This window comes from Streptomyces sp. KL2 (assembly GCF_046529545.1).
Lineage (GTDB): Bacteria > Actinomycetota > Actinomycetes > Streptomycetales > Streptomycetaceae > Streptomyces > Streptomyces radiopugnans.
Map to the genome: position 1 here is coordinate 60,321 of NZ_CP127171.1, position 16,987 is coordinate 77,307.

Sequence of the window (16,987 nt, forward strand, 5' to 3'; positions counted from 1 at the left end):
GCGGTGCGGCTCATGTGCCTGGCATGAGATCTGTGCTCCGTGTCGGCCTGGCCGCCGCCGCCCTCGTCGCGCTCGCCGCTCCGGCGCACGCCGTGCCCGCCGCCGAGGAGTTCACGGTGCCGTTGCGGGAGGTGGTGGCTGCGCTGCCGGTCGCGGCCGAGGACCGCACCGGCTATGACCGGGATGCCTTCCGTCACTGGATCGACGCCGACCGGGACGGCTGCTCCACCCGGGCGGAGGTCCTACGGGACGAGGCCGTTGACCCGCCGGCCGTGACCGGCCGGTGCACCCTGTCCGGCGGCCGCTGGCACTCCTGGTACGACGACACCTACCTCACCGGCCCGCGCGGGCTGGACATCGACCACCTGGTCCCGCTGGCCGAAGCCTGGGACTCGGGCGCCCGCTCCTGGTCCGCCCAGCAGCGCGAGGCCTACGCCAACGACCTCGGCGACCCCCGGGCGCTGGTGGCGGTCACCGCCCGCTCCAACCGTTCCAAGGCCGACCGGGACGTTGCCGAGTGGCTGCCGGATCCGGCGGTGGTCTGCCACTACATCGGCGACTGGGCCGCCATCAAACTCCGCTGGAACCTGTCGGTGGACCCGGCCGAACGGGACCGGCTGACCGGCCTGGCCGCCGACTGCCCCAACGTGCCCGTCCACATCACCAAAGCCGGCTGACCGCCGGCGCAGTTGTGCCGCTCTTCCGCTACCGGCACCGGATGGGCCGAGCCAGCAGCCTCCGCCGGGCGAGTGGCAACCCGAGCCGGGGCGGCCGGGAGGCGGAAACGTACCTGGGACCGGAAACCGGCGCCGAGCTGTTGTTCATGACGGCGCACAGCACCACCCACCTTCAAGAAAGCGTTCCGCCGCCTGCACCGCCGCCAGAGCCTGGAAGGTCGGCCGCCCGGGTCACGCACATCGACGCGCGGATCTGCCGCCCGCCCGCCCGTCGGGCGGCAGCCGGCCATAGGGTCACCATGGCGCGCTACGGCGCAGAACCCCGGGCCTTGGCCGGTGACAGGAGCGCGCCACCGGGCAGGCCCCGCCCCCCACGGGGCCTGCCCGCTCCCGGCCCCGGCCTGGCCGCCACGTCGAAGGATCCCGAGGCCGTCGGCACTCTCGCGTCGGCCAGCAACTCGTCGATACCGGTCATCACCCCCCTCCGTCCTGCGGCGCGGGGTCTGCGCGGGCAGGCCCAGCCGCACCCGCAGATGCTCCTTGGCCCGGCGGACGTGGTAGTCCACCGTCCGCTCGCCCAGCCCCAAGCGCGGTGGCAGCACCACCAGGTAGCGCCTGAAATGTACCTATGAGACTGGAGAAGAGCCGGAAGGCCCTCGCGCTGGCGGAGAAGTACCTGGAGATCCTGGAGGAGCTCGCCGACGACCCAGAGGAGTTCCGGGACTCCTTCGTCGGCGCCATCGCCGTGATCCGCAGAGTCGGTCACGTGGTCCACTCCGAATCGAAGGAGCTGGGGCGGACGGCCGCGTTTGGTCAGTGGTGGCGCAGGGAGAGTGCTGCCGATCGCCGGTTCAAGTGCGTGAAAGACGCGAGAGACCTGGTACTCAAAGAGGCAGAGGAAGCGGCCCGGGTCCAGCACGAGGTCCTCGTCTCCGATGCGGCGATGGGGCGTGCGACCGCCTACAATCCGTCGGTGGCCACGGAGTCCCACATCGACGTCGTCAGAGACGGAACCGAGCAGGAGCGGTACACCTTCAGCGTGCCCTCGGCGTCCGCCGCAGACAACGGTGCGGCTGGTCCGACCTACCGCCGAACATGGGTCTTCGCCAGCGGAGAATGCGTCGGCGAAGAATTGATCCCCGCGCTACGCCAGTTCCTTGACTGGATGCGCGACGACGCCATCCCCAAAGCTGAGGCTGCCTGAGCCCCAAGGTGCCAGCGACCCGCCGGGCTGTCAGCTGATCGGTGGCGCAGTCGGGTGGTCTGAACGAACCGCTGGATCGCGGGAGTATGCGGTTCGTTCAGACCGGCTCCTGGAGGTCACCGTGTCCGAGGCTCCGTACGAGTTCGACTGCTCGCGCCGGCAAGCCGCGCGGAAGGCAGGCGGCCTGTCGGTGGCTGGGATCGCCAGGGCAGCGGGTGCGAGCGACCGGGCGGTGAGCTTCTACCTCAGCGGTCAGCGGCATCCGCGAGCCGAGGTGTTGCCCCGCCTGGCCCGTGCGGTCGGGGTGGCCAATCCGCTCGACATGTGCGCCCTCCGAAGGACGGCGAGCGGATCGTCCGCCTGCGGATGCGGGTCGGGAAGAGCCGCGCGGCGGTGGTTATCTAGGGTCGCCGGAAGGCTTCAGGCAAGTACGGCACCTCGTGCTTGCCTCACAGGTATCTGAGGGCAGTTGAGGCATGTCAGTCATGTGAGTCACGATGTGCCGCACCGGCTACGGTGCTTGATGCCTGCTCCAGCCCGGGCAGCAGTGCTGCCGCGCGGCGGGGGAGCCGTAAGGGAGTCGGCAGCAGGAGCGCGCTGGGTTCCGGCGCGCGAGGCGGGTCGGGTGGCAGGCGGCACGGTTCTTCCAGCGTGCTCATATGGCGTGTCCCCGGGGTGACTAAGCTCCGTGCCGGGGTGTGCCCGGCGGTGGGGCAGGCAGGGAAGGGGTTGGTGGGGTGTCGCGGGGGTGGAAGGCTGTGGTGGTGGCGGCGGCCGCGGTGGGGGTGGTGTCCACGCCGGTGGTGTGGCTGTGGGACGGCCCTGGTGCGGGGCAGATGGTCGGGGCCTGTGTTCAGGCGGCGGTGGGGATCGCCGCGCTGGTCTGGGCGCTGTTCCAGCCCGGCACCGGGCGAGGTGAGGCGGTGGTGACCGGGGCCGGGCGGGCGGAAGCGCGGGGCGGGGGCCGGGCGGTGTCCGGGATCCGCCGGCGTGTCGGCGGGGGCCGGGCGCGGGTGGAGAACAGCGGGAGGGCGAGCGCCGAGGGCGCGGGCAGCAGCGCGGTGAGCGGGATCGAGGAGAGCTGACCGGCCCGGCGCGGGAGCCAGGCCGGGATGAGGACGGGCAGGGGGACGGGCATGGTGTGGCGGGGGCGCAGGGGCGAGCGGTCTGGGAAGGGCCGGGCGGCGGGTTCGGCGGAGGTTTCCGGGACCGGTGACGCCGCCGCCAGCTGGGGCGGGGTGGCCAACACCGGCTACCTGAGCGTGGGCACCCTCAGCGTGGGGCAGCGCGGTGTCCAGGAACCCGCTGCCTGGCCGCACCAGGTGGGAGTCGTCCCGCCTGCGGCCCGCTCCTTCCAGCACCGGGCGGAGGCGGACCGGCTGCGCACGGCGGTGGCGGGCGGGGGCACCGCGGTGCTCAGCCAGGTGCTGACCGGGATGGGCGGAGTGGGCAAGACCCAGCTCGCCGCCGCCTACGCCCGCGCCGCTTGGGAAGACAGCAGCCAGGCCGGCGGGCTGGACGTGCTGGTGTGGGTCACCGCCGGCAGCCGGCAAGCGGTCGTGGAGCGGTATGCGCAGGCCGGTGTGGAGCTGTGCCGGGCCGACCCGGGTGATCCGCAGACGGCGGCGCGCACGTTCCTGGCCTGGCTGGCCCCCAAAGCCAGGACCAGACGGTGCCGGTGGCTGGTCGTGCTGGACGACGTGGCCGACCCCGACGACCTGCGCGAGCTGTGGCCTCCGGCCAGCCCGCACGGGCGGGTGCTGGTGACCACCCGCCGCTGGGACGCCGCACTGGCCGACGGCCGCCGCCTGGTGGAGGTCGGCCTGTTCACCCAGCAGGAGGCACAGGCCTACCTCACCGACTGCCTTGCCGCCCACGGCCGCACCGAACCGGCCGAGCAGATCGCCGCGCTCGCCACCGAGCTGGGACGCCTGCCACTGGCGCTCTCCCAAGCCGCGGCCTACCTCGCCGACACCGGCGAGACCGTAGCCGCCTACCGGGACTTGCTGGCCGACCGCACCACCACCCTCGCCGACACCGCCCCCGATCGGCTGCCCGACGACCAGGCCCTGCCGCTGGCCGCCGCCTGGTCCCTGTCCATCGAACACGCCGACACCCTGCGCCCGGCCGGCCTGGCCCGCCCCATGCTCCACCTGGCATCCCTGCTGGACGCCAACGGCATCCCCCAGCCGGTACTGACCAGCGCCCCCGCCCGCACCTACCTGGCCGCCCAACGCACCACCGCCAGCCAGGGCCCCGCCGCAGAGGAAGAGGCACCGGAGCCGGTCCCGGACCGGGACGCGGTGCTCGCCCTGCGGGCCCTGCACCGCCTGCACCTGATCGAGCACACCCCCGGCACCCCGCACCAAGCGGTACGGACCCACCAACTCGTCCAGCGCGCCACCCGCGACACCCTCACCCCCCACCAGCACCAGCAGACCGCCCACGCCGCCGCCGACGCGCTGCTGGCCGCCTGGCCCGACATCGAACGCGACACCGACCTGGCCACCGCCCTGCGCGCCAACACCACCGCCCTGATCGCCTGCGCCGAAGACGCCCTGCACACCCCCAAGGCGCATGGGGCACTGTTCCGCATCGGACGAAGCCTGAGGAGCGCCGGGCAGGTCGCCGCCGTACGGGACCACTTCCAGCGCCTGACCAGCACCACCACCCGCCACCTCGGCCCCGACCACCTTGACGCCCTGATCGCCCGACAGAATTTCGCCCACTGCCGGGCTCAGGCGGGGGATGTGGCCGGGGCCACCGCCGCGTTCGCCGAGCTGCTGCCCACCGCAGTGCGGGTATTGGGCGAGGACCACCCCGGGACCTTGAGCATCCGCTATAACCTCGCCCACTGGCGGGGGGAGGCGGGGGATGTGGCCGGGGCCGCCGCCGCACTGGCCGAGCTGCTGCCCGACATGGTCCGGGTACTGGGCGAGGACCACCCCGACACCTTGAGCATCCGCTATAACCTCGCCCACTGGCGGGGGGAGGCGGGGGATGTGGCCGGGGCCGCCGCCGCGTTCGCCGAGCTGCTGCCCACCACAGTGCGGGTGCTGGGTGAGGACCACCCCGACACCTTGAGCGCCCTTCATAATCTCGCCTGTTGGCGGGGGGAGGCGGGGGACGCGGCCGGGGCCGCCGCCGCACTGGCCGAGCTGCTGGACGACCGGCTGCGGGTGCTGGGCAAGGACCACCCCGACACCCTGCTGACCCACAACAATCTCGCCTTCTGGCGGGGGGAGGCGGGGGACGCGGCCGGGGCCGCCGCCGCATTCGCCGAGCTGCTGGACGACCGGCTGCGGGTGCTGGGCAAGGACCACCCCGACACCCTGACCACCCGCCATAACCTCGCCCGATGGCGGGGGGAGGCGGGGGACGCGGGCGCCGCCGCCGCCGCATTCGCCGAGCTGCTGCCCGACATGGCCCGGGTACTGGGCAAGGATCACCCCACCACTCTGGCCACCCGCAGCCGCCTCGCCCACTGGCGGGGGGAGGCGGGGGACGCGGGCGCCGCCGCCGCCGCATTCGCCGAGCTGCTGCCCGACATGGCCCGGGTACTGGGCGAGGACCACCCTTGGAGCCTGATCGTCCGCCACGGCCTCACCCGGTGGCGGGGGCGAGTGGAACGGACGGACGATGAGTGAGGCCGTTGACTCTGCCGGCATCGGTCACCGTGATACCGGCAAAGCTGAACGGCTGGCCTGCCCACCAGCTGCCGAAGGTGGGCACAGGGCCACGAGTCAGGACCGGTGAGCTGACGACTCCTCGGGTGCGGGCCAGTACGGGCCTGCCGCGGGATCCTGGCACCATACGGTCTGCCCGTGCGGACCGGTAATGACGGTCATGCCGAAGTCGTAGAGGCTCGGCTCCCCGTGCCTGGTCCACCAATCCCAGGCGTGCTCGAGGTCGGCCCCGCACCCGCGGGGATGGTCCGGCGGTGCGCTGCTTCCACGCCTCCGGGACATCGTCGGCCCCGCACCCGCGGGGATGGTCCCTCCTGTCCCAGTTCGGCACCTTGCTGGGGAACGTCGGCCCCGCACCCGCGGGGATGGTCCGACGGCTCACCGCTGCGCGCGGCCTCTGCTGCGGTCGGCCCCGCACCCGCGGGGATGGTCCCCCCGGCGGCATGGAAGGCGTCACGACGCTCAAGTCGGCCCCGCACCCGCGGGGATGGTCCTCTCATGCCGTCTCCGCGGATCGCCGGGCTGATGTCGGCCCCACACCCGCAGGGATGGCCCGCAGCATGACGTGATCGTGCTGCGCTACTACGAGGGCTGCAGCAACCGCGAGATCGCCGGGTACCCGGGCATCACCGAAGCCGGCGTGCACTCGACCGACCGCTACGCCAGGTGCCGTCTGCGCGACGCACTCACCGAAGGAAGGCGTGAGCAGCCGTGACCGAGTATCACGTTGGTGGGCGTCGACACTCGCGGCGGTGATGGCACGTGGGCGTCGGCGGGGGCAGGCTGGGCGGGGACACCCGGTGGCGAAGGCGGAGGCAGGCTGTGGCGATCACGACATCCGGTTCGGTGACGCAGGTGTCGGTGCGGCCCTTCGCGGCCGGTGACGAGGCCGCGGTGCTCGGTCTGGTGAACGCCGACCGGCTGCCCGGCCAGCCCGAGACGTCCGCGGCGATGCTCGCCGAGGCGCTGGCCGGGCGCTCGCCGGTGGACACCGGCTGGTGGGCGGAGCTGGCCGAACCGGTCACTGAGGTGGCCTGTGACCGGAAGGGCGCGGTGCTGGGCGTGGTCTCCTACGCCACCCGCCCCGGCGACGGTGCGGGTTTCGTCCTGTGGCTGCACTGCCGCGAGGACCAGGCGGTCGCCCAGATCCTGGTCGCCCGTGCGCTGGAACGGCTCGGGCCGCGCACCGTGCACGCCTTCGAGTTCGCCTCCGCCCTCACCCTCGGGCTGGAGGGGCTGCCGGCCCGGCACCGTCCCGTCACCCGTCGGGCGCTGGAGGCAGCCGACTTCGCCGGCCGGGACCTGTGGCGCTATATGTGTGCTCCGCTGCCGCTGTCCGGGCTGCCGAGCGCCGCCCACACCACGGTGACCGACTCCGAGGACCCGCCGGGCCGGCGCCTGGAGGTCCGCGACGAGGGTGGGGAGGTGGTCGCGGAGGCCACCATCGGCCTGCCGGTGGCCGGGATCGGGGTGCTGTGGTGGATCAGTGTCGCCCCCGCCGCCCGCGGCCGCGGGCTGGGCCTGGCGCTGCTCGGCTCGTCCCTGGACGTGCTTGCCGGGCTCGGCGCCGACCAGGTGATCCTCTACGTCGACGACGACGCCCCGCCCGGTGATGCGGAGCGCGACCGGCGCGCCGCCAACCGGCTGTACGACCGGGCCGGCTTCACCGAGGTCGACCGACTGCACTCCTTCACCCGCCACCCCTGAGAACACCTACCCGGGGGCGCGGCCGCACCGCCCCCAGGCATGGTGCGGGTTCAGCCGAGGGGGCGGTCTTCTCGGCGCCGGCCAGCCACCGCTCCAGCGCGGCGACGACCAGCAGCACCGCCGGATCGTCCTCGACCGCGAGTGCGGCCGCGTCCAGCAGCCCCGCCTCGACGCACCGCGGTGCCACGGCCGTGGCACCGGCCTGGCGGGCGAGCGCGCGGGTGAAGTACTGCTTGCGCCGAGGCAGCACCGGCAGTGCTTCCCGGGGCAGCAGCCGCACCACCTGGGCCTTGCACCGCAGGTAGGCAGAGGGCAGGCCAGGGTGGTAGCGATCCCCCAGCGGCAGGGCGAGCGCCGCGGCGAGGAAGGCCTCGTGCAGGAACGGGGACGCCTCGCGGACATCCCCGGCGGGCGGGATGACCTCGCGGGGGAAGACGGCGTCGTGCGCATCGGCCTGGGCCCACGACCGCCTAGCGGCGGTGTGCGCGGCGACCTGGTCATCGACCCACCGTCTCGCCCAGGTGGTGGCCGCCTCCCGGTAGGGGCCGGTGAGTACGGCCGGAGCCTGAGGTGTGCACCAGGCGGGCCAGTTCGCCGCCCAGTACGCCCGCGCCCGCAGCGAGGCGGGCAGCAGCCGGGCCATCGCGGCGGCCGCCTCACCGGGCAGGCCGGGCCCGGAGCCGGCGACATCGGCCGCGTACCGGGCGGCAGCCCGCACCCCCCGCCGGGCGGCCACCGCCGCGGTGGCGAACCGGGGCACCCCCAGCAGTTCGTCCGCGCCGTCCCCGGACAGCAGCACCGAGCAGCCGCGCTCGGCCGCCCGCAGCGCGGCGGCGGCGTTCACCTCGGGCAGCGCGTCCAGCCGCGGTCCCGCCGCCGACCACACCGGCTCGGCCCGGTCCCGGTCCGGATCCAACACCACCAGCTCCGCGGGCAGTTCCAGGTCGGCCAGCAGCCGCCGCACCACCGCCGCGGCGCTTCCCCCGGCGTCGTCGGTCAGGTCGGTGGTGAAGGCCACCACCGTCCGCCCCCGAGCGGCCCGCAGCGCGTGCATCAGCACCGCCAGGGAGTCCAGTCCGCCGGAGGCCAGCACACCGACCGTCTCGGCATCGGCGGTCAGCGCCGCGACCGCCCGGGCGAATGCCTGCGGCAGCGGGCCGGGCACCGGTTGCGGGACCTCGGCCGGAACACGTTCGACACCTTTCCACGGCGCGCGGGGGACGAATTCGCCCAGCAGGGCAGGCGGTGCGAGCAGCAGCGCCAGCGCCTCCAGATCCACTACGGGAGTGGGGCCGGCCAGCGCCAGCGGATCCGCTGACTTCAGGCCGGCCCCGTCCTGGAACAGCGGCAGCAGGCTCACCGGCGCCGCAGCGCCCGCACGCCCCGGGCCAGGTCCTTGATGAAGGCGGCAGCCCCGCGGTGCGGCTCGCCCACCGGCAGGCCCTTGCTGCCCTTGCCGTGCTGCCCGTCACCGGGCACAGACTTCGTCGACATGAACACCCTCCCCCATCCTCAAAGTGACCGAACGGTTCCTCAGCGTCGCTCTACGGGGGAGTGCTGTCCAGGGGATTTCCGGCGAAGTCCTCTCGGCGAGAGCGGAGGTGAACCGTCCAGGAGGTCATCGAGGGTGATCTCGGTGGTGTCCTCCCCGCGCGAGCGGAGGTGTTCCGACCATGCATTCCCATAGGACGGGCACGCGGCGGTCCGCTTCGCGAGCGGAGGCGAGCCGCCAGCCGTCATCTGTGTTGCCCACCCACGGTTGCCGATCGTCTCGGGGGTCTGCGGGCGGGCGCGACGGCCAGGTATGGCTGACCGGGGAAGGTGGGTGTTCTGCGGTGTGGTTACAGGGAGGCGAGGGTGTGCAGGTCCTGGGAGAGCCTGAGGTGGGGTTGTGGGATATGGGCGTAGTCCTCGTCGTCGGCGGTGGGCAGGTGGTCGATGAGGGTCCTCAGATGGGTGGGGAGGGTCGGAGGCACGGCTTGGTGGCACTGGGCGAGCAGAGTGTGCCGGACGTTTTCGGCCAGTAGGGGTGGCAGAGCAGTGGTCGCCGGGATGGTGGAGGGCGGGGCGATTCGGCGGGCTTGGCGGCGCCAGTGGTCGGCGTCCGCGTGTTCGGCGCGGATCTTGTGGGCCAGGTAGAGGCAGAAGGCGGCGGTGCGGTTGTCACCTCCGGCGGCGTACTGCCACCAGTACTCGGCTGCGTCCGGGTTCTCGGCGAGGTGGAGGAGGGCGCCGAGGACGGTGGCGCCGTCGGGGTCGGGCAGGGTGGTGTCGCACAGCCGGGCGAGGCTGGCGGCTGCCTGTGGGGTGTTCAGGATCAGGGCGACGGCCAGGTCCAGGTCGTGGACGGCCTGGTCGTGGGGCGGCAGGGGCTCGGGGTGGGGCCGGGTGAAGCTCTCGCAGTGCTCGCGGGCTTCTTCCAGCAAGGCCAGGACGGCCACGCGGCGTTCGGCGGCTTCGATGTCGTAGGTGTCGTAGGTGCTGGTGTCCACGGCGGCGTCCTGCAGCCGGGTTTCCACCGTCGAGGGGGTGTTCGTCGCTGGCTGGCGCACTCAGTCCTCCTTCTGGGGGTTCTCCACGTTGAGGAGCTTCGCGAGTTTGATCTTGGCGAGGTCGAGGTGGGAGCGGATGGTGGCCGGTTTCAGGCCGAGGTGGTCGGCGATCTCGTCCTCGGTGAGGTCGAGGGCGTAGCGGAGGACGATCGCCTCAAACTGCCGGCTGGGCAGGGCGGATATGTGCTGGTAGAGGCTGAGGGTGTCTTCCAGGGCGGCGAAGGCGTCGCGGGCCCCCTGGAGGGCGATCTTGCGGACGGCGGCGTCGAAGGCGGCGTTGCGTACCATCTGCACGTCGCCGTGGCTGGCCCGCCGGGCGGCGATTTCCCCCCGGAGGATCTGCCAGGCGTATGCGCGCAGGTTGTGCTGGCCCAGGGCATGGCCCCACTGCCGGCGCAGCGTGGCGAAGGCGGCGTCGACTACCTGTTCGGAGGCGGTGGAGCTGCCGAGTGTGAGATGCGCGAACAGCATCCACAGCTTCCGGTGGCTCGCGTGGAAGGCCGTGAAGGACATGGCCTGCTGCCGGAGCTTGGCAGCAGACCGGTAGGTGCGGGGCCCGGAGGTGCTGCTGGCGACCGCGGGGAGTGCCGGAGGCCTGCGGCGGAATCGGGGAGTCTTGTCTGGCGTCGGCGTGCGGCGGTCGTCTGCCGCCGCGGCCGGCTGGGAGGAGGTGACAGGCCGTTGCGCAGCGGGCGGGAAAGATCTCGGGGTGGCGCGGTTGGCCTGGAGGCGCTGTCGGTGGTTCTCCACGCGCTCGCGGAGCCGGGAGGGGCTGTCCGGCCAGTTGCGGGTCACGGTGGAGGCGCTGACGTGACCGGCCTTGGCCAGGTCGGAGGACTTCGCGCCGCGGTCACGGCACTGCTGGGCCAGGGCAGCGGTGAGGTCCTGCAGATCGCTGGTCATGCGCTGTGACTCCTGGAAAGCCCGCAGGGACTGCTCCAGGTCCTGGGCCCCGTGGTGTGTGGTGCTCTCCAGCAGCCGGTTGGCCTGCTGGGTGAGGTCATAGGCGAGTTCCTGCACATACTTGGCGTTCTGGACGGCTTCGGGGCGGACGGGCCGGTAGGTACTCGCAGCGTTGGACGCACGGCGCGCCGCGCGGTGGGCCGCGTTGGCGCAGCGGTCGTCGCAGTACTTGCGGGGCCGTCCCGAGCCGGGCTTTTGATGAACCGGACGCGCGCAGTTCGGGTTGCCGCACAGCACTTCGTCGTGCCCTTTCGGCGACATGGTTTCGGTCCTTTCGGACAGGCCGCTGCCGCGGCCGTGGTTCTGGGGGTGCGGGGAGGCGCTCGAGGGGCGCCTCCCCCGCACCGGGAGCACAGTGGCGGTGAACTGGGTGAGACCCGCAGCGGGTGGTCAGAGGACGCGTACGGTTCGCCACCGCGCGCGGCACCGGGCCGCGGCCGCGACGAGCACGGCCGCGGCGGCCAGGGACGACGGTGTGCCCGACAGCCAGACGAAGGGAACGAGGATCCCGGCCGTCACCGCGCTGAGGTTGACGGCGATGTCGGTCTCCCGGACAACAAGCGGCTGCCTGAGCAGAATGATGGTTTCAGGCGGCGGCAATGGAGGGATGCTACTGTCGAACAGTCGGGTTATTGGACTCGGCAACGAGTTGGGGGACACGTGTTCTCCTCTCAGCTCATAGGGACTGAACGCATACCGGTTCCACAGAAGGGGTCCTGGCGGGCCGTCACACCTGTAGCCAGGGCCCCTTCCGCGTGCTCGGACGTTACACGGTCACTCGTGCGATATGCCAATATCACGACCTGTAATTGCCGCAGGTGACCGCCCGGTGCCCAGAAAATAACGCACCGATCAGAAAGCGAAACCGAATAGTCTCAACCAATCATCCGCCGTCATATGCCCGGCCGATATTCATCGCTTTGGCACCCGAAATGCCACCCTCCCGGCACCGGCGACACCCCCTCGACCGCGCCGTTCCGCGCCCACCCCCAGCCCTCTGCCCCGCACCGCCGGCCTCGAGCAACCGCACACCCACCCACGCCGGATGGCCGAGCCCTGCCCTGGGCCCCGCCCCTCCTTCCCCGTACGCTGGCCCAAGCATCCGGGAGGCACGGGGCGGCGTCGCACCGGAAACCCCGGCAGGCATGCCATCGGCTACTGGGGGCGTCGCATGGACCACGAGAACACCACCGGCGAGATACCCGCCGCGGTCGACCTGGAACTGGACCGGGCCCACTCCGCCCGCATGTACGACTACTACCTCGGCGGCGTCACCAACTTCCCCGCCGACCGCGAAGCCGCCGCCCGCGCCCTGTCCGTCTTCCCCCACCTACTGGCCACCGCACGGATCAACCGCCGGTTCATGCACCGCTCCACCCGCTTCCTCACCCAGCAGGGCCTGCGCCAGTTCCTCGACATCGGAACCGGCATCCCCACCTCCCCCAACCTCCACGAAGTCGCCCAGCAGGTGGCACCCGAAGCCCGAGTCGTCTACACCGACAACGACGCCATCGTCCTCACCCACGCCCGCGCACTGCTGCACAGCCACCCCGCCGGCCGCACCGCCTACGCCCAGGCCGACGTGACCGACCCTGACCGCCTCCTGAGCAGTGTCCGGGCCCGTGGCGTCCTCGACTTCGACCAACCCATCGCACTCAGCCTCAACGCACTGCTCCACTTCGTCCCCGACGACCGCGGTGCCCACGCCATCGTCGAACACCTCAAGACCCAACTGCCCTCCGGCAGCGCCTTGGTCATCAGCCACGTCACCCCCGACTTCGACCCTGAGGGCATCGCCCGCCTCACCGAGGCCTACCGGGCCGTCGGCACCGCTGGCCAAGCCCGCCCCCGCGACGAGGTCCTCCGGTTCTTCACCGGCTGGGACCTCCTCGACCCCGGTCTGGTCCCCACCCACCGCTGGCGCCCCGACCCCGACGACCACGCCGACACCATCACCGACGCCGAATCCTCCTGCTACGCCGCCGTCGCCCGCAAACCCTGACCCCTGCAACGGCCCACCCGGCAAGCCAACCCTGCTTCCGGACGGCATGAAGTACAGCCTCGGCAGTGCCGGCCAGATGAAGCGCTCAGAAGCCGTTGCTGTATCGATCTTGGTGAGTGTGAGTTCGAGGTTGTCGACTCGGTCGGGTGATCTTCCGGCTGGCTGAGCATGGAAGCGGGGCCTCCCGCACAGCTCGTGGGTGTCGAATCCAATCGAGCAACAGGAGGCCCCTGGTGCTGTAGTCTTCCGTGCCGACGCCGATGTCGTCCAACTCGGCGTCTTTGGAGTGTGATTGCCTCGCTCACCGGTTCGGTAACGCCGGAGACCGGCCGTACAGGCGCCCGATCTATCCGTCCGACATGAGCGACGCGGAGTGGGCGGTCGTGCGGGACGCGATGCCGGTACCCGGCTGGCTGGAGGGCCGCGGCGGCCAGCCGGAGAGCTATTGCCACCGGCAGATGGTCGACGCGGTGCGCTACCTGGTCGCGGGCGGTATCACCTGGCGGGCGATGCCCGCCGACTTCCCCGCCTGGGACCGCGTCTACGCCTTCTTCCGGCGCTGGCGCGACAAGGGCCTGACCGCCGAGTTCCACGACCGGCTGCGCGAGAGGGTCCGCGAGGCCGCGGGCCGGGATCCGGAGCCGACGGCCGGCGTCATCGACGCGCAGTCGGTGAAGGCAGCCGCTTCGGTGCCTGCCGCAACCAGGGGCTTCGACGGCGGGAAGAAGGTCAACGGCCGCAAGCGGCACATCGTGGTGGACACCCTCGGACTGCTGCTGGCCGTGGCGGTGACCGCGGCGTCGGTCACCGACCGGGACGCGGGGCGGACACTGCTGGTCCGTCTGCACAAGCGGCACTGGCGCGTCACGCGGGTGTGGGCCGACGGCGGCTACACCGGGCGCCTGGTCGGCTTCGCCCGCGGTGTCCTGCGCATCGCGCTGACCGTCGTCAGACGCAGCGACGACACCAGCGGCTTCACCGTGCTGCCGAAGAGATGGTTGGTGGAGCGCACGCTCGCGTGGCTGATGCACTCACGCCGACTGGCCCGCGACTACGAGACGCGCACCGACACCTCGGAAGCGGTGATCCGGTGGTCGATGAGCATGGTCATGAGCCGTCGGCTCGCCCGGCGGACAGGCTGAACAGCCCTGGACGTTCCTCCGCCAGCCAGCCCCGCGCGGCCAGGCGCTTCGCCTTGGAACGCACCCCTTCGACCTTCGCCGGGACCGGCTCCAGCCCGAGGATCGCCGCGAGCTGACGGCAGTCCATCGCCTCTTCATGCGTCCCGCTCCCACCGGCCAGGGCGTTCATGATCCGCTGGTAATCCGGTGCAAGAACCGAAGAGGCGAGCCCTTCCTTCCAGTGCGGCACCACCGAACCAGGCACCGCCGCCGTGACCCGCATCGACTCTTCGCCGGCCACCGCAATCGGCTGCACGTCATCGCCACAGCGAGGCTCCGCCAGAACCTCACTCACCGTCTCGCGGGCGATCACGAACCGCTCCCACAGGGCCTCGGCCTCCCGCAGCTCGGCCTGGAGAGCCTCCACCCGCTGCCGAGCAGCGCGTTCACGCTTCTCCAGCAACCCCATCACCGACGGCATCCCGGCACCTCCACCAAAGAGGACGACACGACACCTCGTCCCTGCCGCCGAAACACCCCATCTACACCTGACCAGCGGAAATGCACCCGTCACTCTCGGAAAGACAACGGCTTCTCAGTCACGGGATCCTGTGAGCCCGGGCACAGGGTTGGCGCCTGGGTGGCTTGCTGCCATGCCGGGCAAGCATCCTGCCTTTTGCGGGAGGTCTGCCTGGCATGGGCTGGTCAGCTGTTCTCTCGTGGGGCCACGCCGGTGCAGGCCACCACTGTGGTGGCCGCGGCATCGAGGAAGAGTAGGAACGTCCACGGGGTGTCCGGCGCGTCGATGCGGCCGATGCGCAGGAGTTCTTCCCCGGCCTGTTCGAGGAGGTCGACGGTGGCGGCGAGGGCCAGCGTCGGCTGGCCGCGCTTGCGGGTGCGACGGAGCCGGGACCGGTAGATGTGGGCGAGCCGGTGGGCGGGGACCGGGCCGTCCCAGACGGTGAAGGCACCGCCGGCGTGCAGGGCGTCGCGGGCCGGTCCGCATGCTGTCGTCTGCTCGCCGAGCAGCGCGGCGAGGCCGTCGCGGGTCATGCGCCGGCCGGGCCGGTGTCGGGGGCCGGGCGGGTCCAGAGCGTCAGGTCGCTGCTGGTGGCGACGGCCAGGGTGCGTCCGGACGGCGAGAATCCGGCGGCCCGCAGCTCGGAGTAGTGGGAGTCGAAGATGTGCCACCAGCGTTCGCCGTGCGGCCCGTCGTGAGGCATCCCTCCGCCTGTGGAGAGCAGCACGCGGTGGTGGGGCCAGGCGGGGCTGACAACTTCCAGGCTCCAGCCGTCGAGGGTGGTGGTGTGCAGGCCGCCGCCGAAGAGCCCGGCGATACGCACCCGGGTCCCGGCGATCGGGCCGAGGCCGGGGCAGGACAGATCCGGCACCGCGTCGGGGGTACTGCCGTCGGGGTCGGGGTCGCGGTCCCGGGCGATCTTCTCCCCGGTAGCGGCGTCGAAGAGCCCGTGCCCGTCGATGGAGACCACCATGACCAGATCGCCCCCGGTACCAGGAGCGGTAGCGAAGCCGATGCCGAGCAGGCCACCGATCGGATTCCGCCGGTCCAGGACCGGGCGCCAGGGGAGGGGCGGGGGGATCTCGGGGACGGACAGGAAGCGTTCACGCAACCGCTGCTGGTAGTCCGAGATCACGATGCTCCCCCTTGTTCCGGCGGGCCGTCGGCCGGTTCATGGAAACCGCGGAACGCCCGCGGGCGGTAACCGCAATGCCTCGAGCGATTTCCACACCCGCGCGCACCCGGCCCTGAAGCCGAACGGCCACCCATGCTGCGATCGGTCGGCTTGCAGGCTCTTGGCCCAGGGGCACTTCGCCCATGCCACACGACTGCCCGTGGACAGCTTGTCTTGCCGCGTCCTCTGGGTCAGGCGACGCGGAGCTTCTTGCGGCGTTCGCGGGCGAGTTGGTCGCGGTAGTCGGCTACGGCCTGGTGGTAGCGGTCAACGAAGGCGGGATCGTCGAGCCGGTCGGCCGGGTCCATAGTCTCGATGGCGGCCCGGGCATCGGCGGGCGTTTCATATCCGGCGAGCATGGCGTTGATCCGGTAGACGCCGTTGCGCTGCTTGGTGACCAGGCGAGCCAGTATCAGCTCCCGCAGACCGGAGGTAACACTGGGCCGACTGAGGCCGAGGAGAGCGGCGATCTGGTTCTGCCCCATCTCCACGCGGCCCCCCGGCTCGCTGCGAGAGCGCAGCGCCAGCAGCACACGGTAGGCGGGGCCGGGCAGGTCCAGGGCCGCCACAACGCCTTCGGCGTTGACCGGCGTGAACAGCAACCCCACACTCACCGATCCTGCTCCTTCGTCTCGTCAGCCCGTCTGCGGGCCCGCGCCGCGGGCCGGGGGGCTGTGCCCTTGGCCGTCTGGGCGGTGCGTTCTTCGAACTGCTGCCGGCGCTGCCGGCGCTTGGCCGCACGTTCCGCGCGGAGCTCGTCGATGGCCTCACGCATGTGCTGCAGCGAGGGGTAACGCACCAACTCCGGCAGTGTTCCGGCCCGCAGCTCCGCCAGGGCGTCCTGCTGGTCTACCTGAACATACTCGGTGTGGCCCTCGGCATCCCGGATCAGCTCGGCGGCGACGTAGGAGTAGGGCGGGTTGAACTGGTACAGCCCGCGGCGCACCTTCAGCACGATGCCGTGGCCCATCACGTCGCGCAGCGCCTCGTTGACCCTCTGGCGGGGGACATCCAAGATCGCGGCCATGTCGTCCTGGGTCAGGGGGATCTTCCCGCCGGCCCGCTGTCCGGCGATCAGCAGCAGGATCAGCCGCAGAGGCAGCGCCTCGCGGTAGTACTGGGCGATGACCAGGAAGAACTCCAGCGACGCCATCGCGAAGGCGTTCGGCCGCTCGGGACTGGAGTAGAACTCCAGCGCCTGCCGTTCACGACCGACGGTGATATCCCGCCCGGGGTACTTGCGGGCCAGATCGTCCAGGCCGGGCAGGCTGCGCAGACGCTGGCCGAACGCCTGCAGCGGGTCGTCCGGCGGCAGCTCAGGCCGCGGCGCGGAGGTGGCACGGCGGCGGCGCTGGGACTCAGACACAAGCGGCGTTTCCCT

19 protein-coding genes and 1 CRISPR repeat array are annotated in these 16,987 nt (G+C 71.9%); of the genes, 9 read left to right on the top strand and 10 right to left on the bottom strand.

Annotated features, from left to right (window positions below):
- Window positions 1–23: 23 nt before the first annotated feature.
- From QPK52_RS27485 to QPK52_RS27515, 7 genes are all read left to right on the top strand, one after another.
- On the top strand, window positions 24–677 hold the full coding sequence (locus QPK52_RS27485; protein ID WP_410540558.1) for an HNH endonuclease family protein: 654 nt from the start codon (window positions 24–26) through the stop codon (window positions 675–677).
- 628 nt (window positions 678–1,305) lie between these two features.
- Entirely contained in the window at window positions 1,306–1,881 is a 576-nt protein-coding gene (locus tag QPK52_RS27490) for a hypothetical protein (RefSeq protein WP_410540559.1), read from the top strand.
- 121 nt (window positions 1,882–2,002) lie between these two features.
- The gene (locus QPK52_RS27495; RefSeq protein WP_410540560.1) at window positions 2,003–2,344 is read left to right on the top strand and encodes a helix-turn-helix domain-containing protein; all 342 of its coding nucleotides are present in this window, start codon (window positions 2,003–2,005) and stop codon (window positions 2,342–2,344) included.
- A gap of 274 nt (window positions 2,345–2,618) precedes the next feature.
- Entirely contained in the window at window positions 2,619–2,966 is a 348-nt protein-coding gene (locus tag QPK52_RS27500) for a hypothetical protein (RefSeq protein WP_410540561.1), read from the top strand.
- A 27-nt stretch (window positions 2,967–2,993) separates the two neighbouring features.
- On the top strand, window positions 2,994–5,528 hold the full coding sequence (fxsT, locus tag QPK52_RS27505; protein ID WP_410540562.1) for an FxSxx-COOH system tetratricopeptide repeat protein: 2,535 nt from the start codon (window positions 2,994–2,996) through the stop codon (window positions 5,526–5,528).
- Between the two features lie 261 nt (window positions 5,529–5,789).
- Window positions 5,790–6,122: direct repeats of the CRISPR family, unit length 28 nt; unit sequence GTCGGCCCCGCACCCGCGGGGATGGTCC.
- A 10-nt stretch (window positions 6,123–6,132) separates the two neighbouring features.
- Complete coding sequence (locus tag QPK52_RS27510; protein WP_410540563.1) at window positions 6,133–6,282, top strand: hypothetical protein; 150 nt, start codon at window positions 6,133–6,135, stop codon at window positions 6,280–6,282.
- Between the two features lie 107 nt (window positions 6,283–6,389).
- Window positions 6,390–7,274 carry a GNAT family N-acetyltransferase gene (locus QPK52_RS27515; RefSeq protein WP_410540564.1) on the top strand — a complete coding sequence of 295 codons (885 nt, stop codon included), beginning with the start codon at window positions 6,390–6,392 and terminating at the stop codon, window positions 7,272–7,274.
- On the opposite strand, the gene QPK52_RS27520 is transcribed toward QPK52_RS27515, so the two are convergent.
- The 5 genes from QPK52_RS27520 to QPK52_RS27540 all read right to left on the bottom strand — a co-directional run bounded on the left by QPK52_RS27520 (window position 7,258) and on the right by QPK52_RS27540 (window position 11,389).
- Window positions 7,258–8,634 (bottom strand): asparagine synthase-related protein, encoded by a 1,377-nt coding sequence (locus QPK52_RS27520; protein WP_410540565.1) that lies wholly within the window; start codon window positions 8,632–8,634, stop codon window positions 7,258–7,260. The genes QPK52_RS27515 and QPK52_RS27520 overlap by 17 nt on opposite strands.
- Window positions 8,631–8,768, bottom strand: coding sequence for a hypothetical protein (locus tag QPK52_RS27525; RefSeq protein ID WP_410540566.1), 138 nt, complete (start codon window positions 8,766–8,768; stop codon window positions 8,631–8,633). The genes QPK52_RS27520 and QPK52_RS27525 overlap by 4 nt, the downstream gene beginning before the upstream one ends.
- 347 nt (window positions 8,769–9,115) lie before the next feature.
- Window positions 9,116–9,826 (bottom strand): hypothetical protein, encoded by a 711-nt coding sequence (locus QPK52_RS27530; protein WP_410540567.1) that lies wholly within the window; start codon window positions 9,824–9,826, stop codon window positions 9,116–9,118.
- On the bottom strand, window positions 9,827–11,050 hold the full coding sequence (locus QPK52_RS27535; RefSeq protein ID WP_410540568.1) for a sigma-70 family RNA polymerase sigma factor: 1,224 nt from the start codon (window positions 11,048–11,050) through the stop codon (window positions 9,827–9,829).
- Between the two features lie 129 nt (window positions 11,051–11,179).
- The gene (locus tag QPK52_RS27540; RefSeq protein WP_410540569.1) at window positions 11,180–11,389 is read right to left on the bottom strand and encodes a hypothetical protein; all 210 of its coding nucleotides are present in this window, start codon (window positions 11,387–11,389) and stop codon (window positions 11,180–11,182) included.
- A 571-nt stretch (window positions 11,390–11,960) separates the two neighbouring features.
- Between QPK52_RS27540 and QPK52_RS27545 the strand changes: the two genes are divergently transcribed.
- Both QPK52_RS27545 and QPK52_RS27550 read left to right on the top strand, forming a co-directional pair.
- Complete coding sequence (locus QPK52_RS27545; RefSeq protein WP_410540570.1) at window positions 11,961–12,791, top strand: SAM-dependent methyltransferase; 831 nt, start codon at window positions 11,961–11,963, stop codon at window positions 12,789–12,791.
- Window positions 12,792–13,150: 359 nt separating this feature from the next.
- Entirely contained in the window at window positions 13,151–13,933 is a 783-nt protein-coding gene (locus QPK52_RS27550) for an IS5 family transposase (protein WP_410540571.1), read from the top strand.
- On the opposite strand, the gene QPK52_RS27555 is transcribed toward QPK52_RS27550, so the two are convergent.
- From QPK52_RS27555 to QPK52_RS27575, 5 genes are all read right to left on the bottom strand, one after another.
- Window positions 13,899–14,393 (bottom strand): hypothetical protein, encoded by a 495-nt coding sequence (locus QPK52_RS27555; protein WP_410540572.1) that lies wholly within the window; start codon window positions 14,391–14,393, stop codon window positions 13,899–13,901. The genes QPK52_RS27550 and QPK52_RS27555 overlap by 35 nt on opposite strands.
- A 224-nt stretch (window positions 14,394–14,617) precedes the next feature.
- Window positions 14,618–14,965, bottom strand: coding sequence for a hypothetical protein (locus QPK52_RS27560; RefSeq protein WP_410540573.1), 348 nt, complete (start codon window positions 14,963–14,965; stop codon window positions 14,618–14,620).
- Window positions 14,962–15,567 carry a hypothetical protein gene (locus tag QPK52_RS27565; RefSeq protein WP_410540574.1) on the bottom strand — a complete coding sequence of 202 codons (606 nt, stop codon included), beginning with the start codon at window positions 15,565–15,567 and terminating at the stop codon, window positions 14,962–14,964. Before QPK52_RS27565 ends, QPK52_RS27560 begins: the two co-directional genes overlap by 4 nt.
- Before the next feature lie 230 nt (window positions 15,568–15,797).
- A complete protein-coding gene (locus QPK52_RS27570; protein WP_410540575.1) occupies window positions 15,798–16,220 on the bottom strand; it encodes a helix-turn-helix domain-containing protein in 423 nt (140 codons plus the stop codon).
- Window positions 16,217–16,972 carry a hypothetical protein gene (locus QPK52_RS27575; protein ID WP_410540576.1) on the bottom strand — a complete coding sequence of 252 codons (756 nt, stop codon included), beginning with the start codon at window positions 16,970–16,972 and terminating at the stop codon, window positions 16,217–16,219. The genes QPK52_RS27570 and QPK52_RS27575 overlap by 4 nt, the downstream gene beginning before the upstream one ends.
- Window positions 16,973–16,987: the final 15 nt, after the last annotated feature.

Bases quoted from the DNA above. Each gene is read 5' to 3' on its own strand.
- QPK52_RS27525 (WP_410540566.1), bottom strand. From the start codon at position 8,768: ATGTCGACGAAGTCTGTGCCCGGTGACGGGCAGCACGGCAAGGGCAGC.
- QPK52_RS27485 (WP_410540558.1), top strand. From the start codon at position 24: ATGAGATCTGTGCTCCGTGTCGGCCTGGCCGCCGCCGCCCTCGTCGCG.
- QPK52_RS27555 (WP_410540572.1), bottom strand. From the start codon at position 14,393: ATGCCGTCGGTGATGGGGTTGCTGGAGAAGCGTGAACGCGCTGCTCGG.
- fxsT (WP_410540562.1), top strand. From the start codon at position 2,994: ATGAGGACGGGCAGGGGGACGGGCATGGTGTGGCGGGGGCGCAGGGGC.
- QPK52_RS27560 (WP_410540573.1), bottom strand. From the start codon at position 14,965: ATGACCCGCGACGGCCTCGCCGCGCTGCTCGGCGAGCAGACGACAGCA.
- QPK52_RS27490 (WP_410540559.1), top strand. From the start codon at position 1,306: ATGAGACTGGAGAAGAGCCGGAAGGCCCTCGCGCTGGCGGAGAAGTAC.
- QPK52_RS27545 (WP_410540570.1), top strand. From the start codon at position 11,961: ATGGACCACGAGAACACCACCGGCGAGATACCCGCCGCGGTCGACCTG.
- QPK52_RS27550 (WP_410540571.1), top strand. From the start codon at position 13,151: ATGAGCGACGCGGAGTGGGCGGTCGTGCGGGACGCGATGCCGGTACCC.
- QPK52_RS27535 (WP_410540568.1), bottom strand. From the start codon at position 11,050: ATGTCGCCGAAAGGGCACGACGAAGTGCTGTGCGGCAACCCGAACTGC.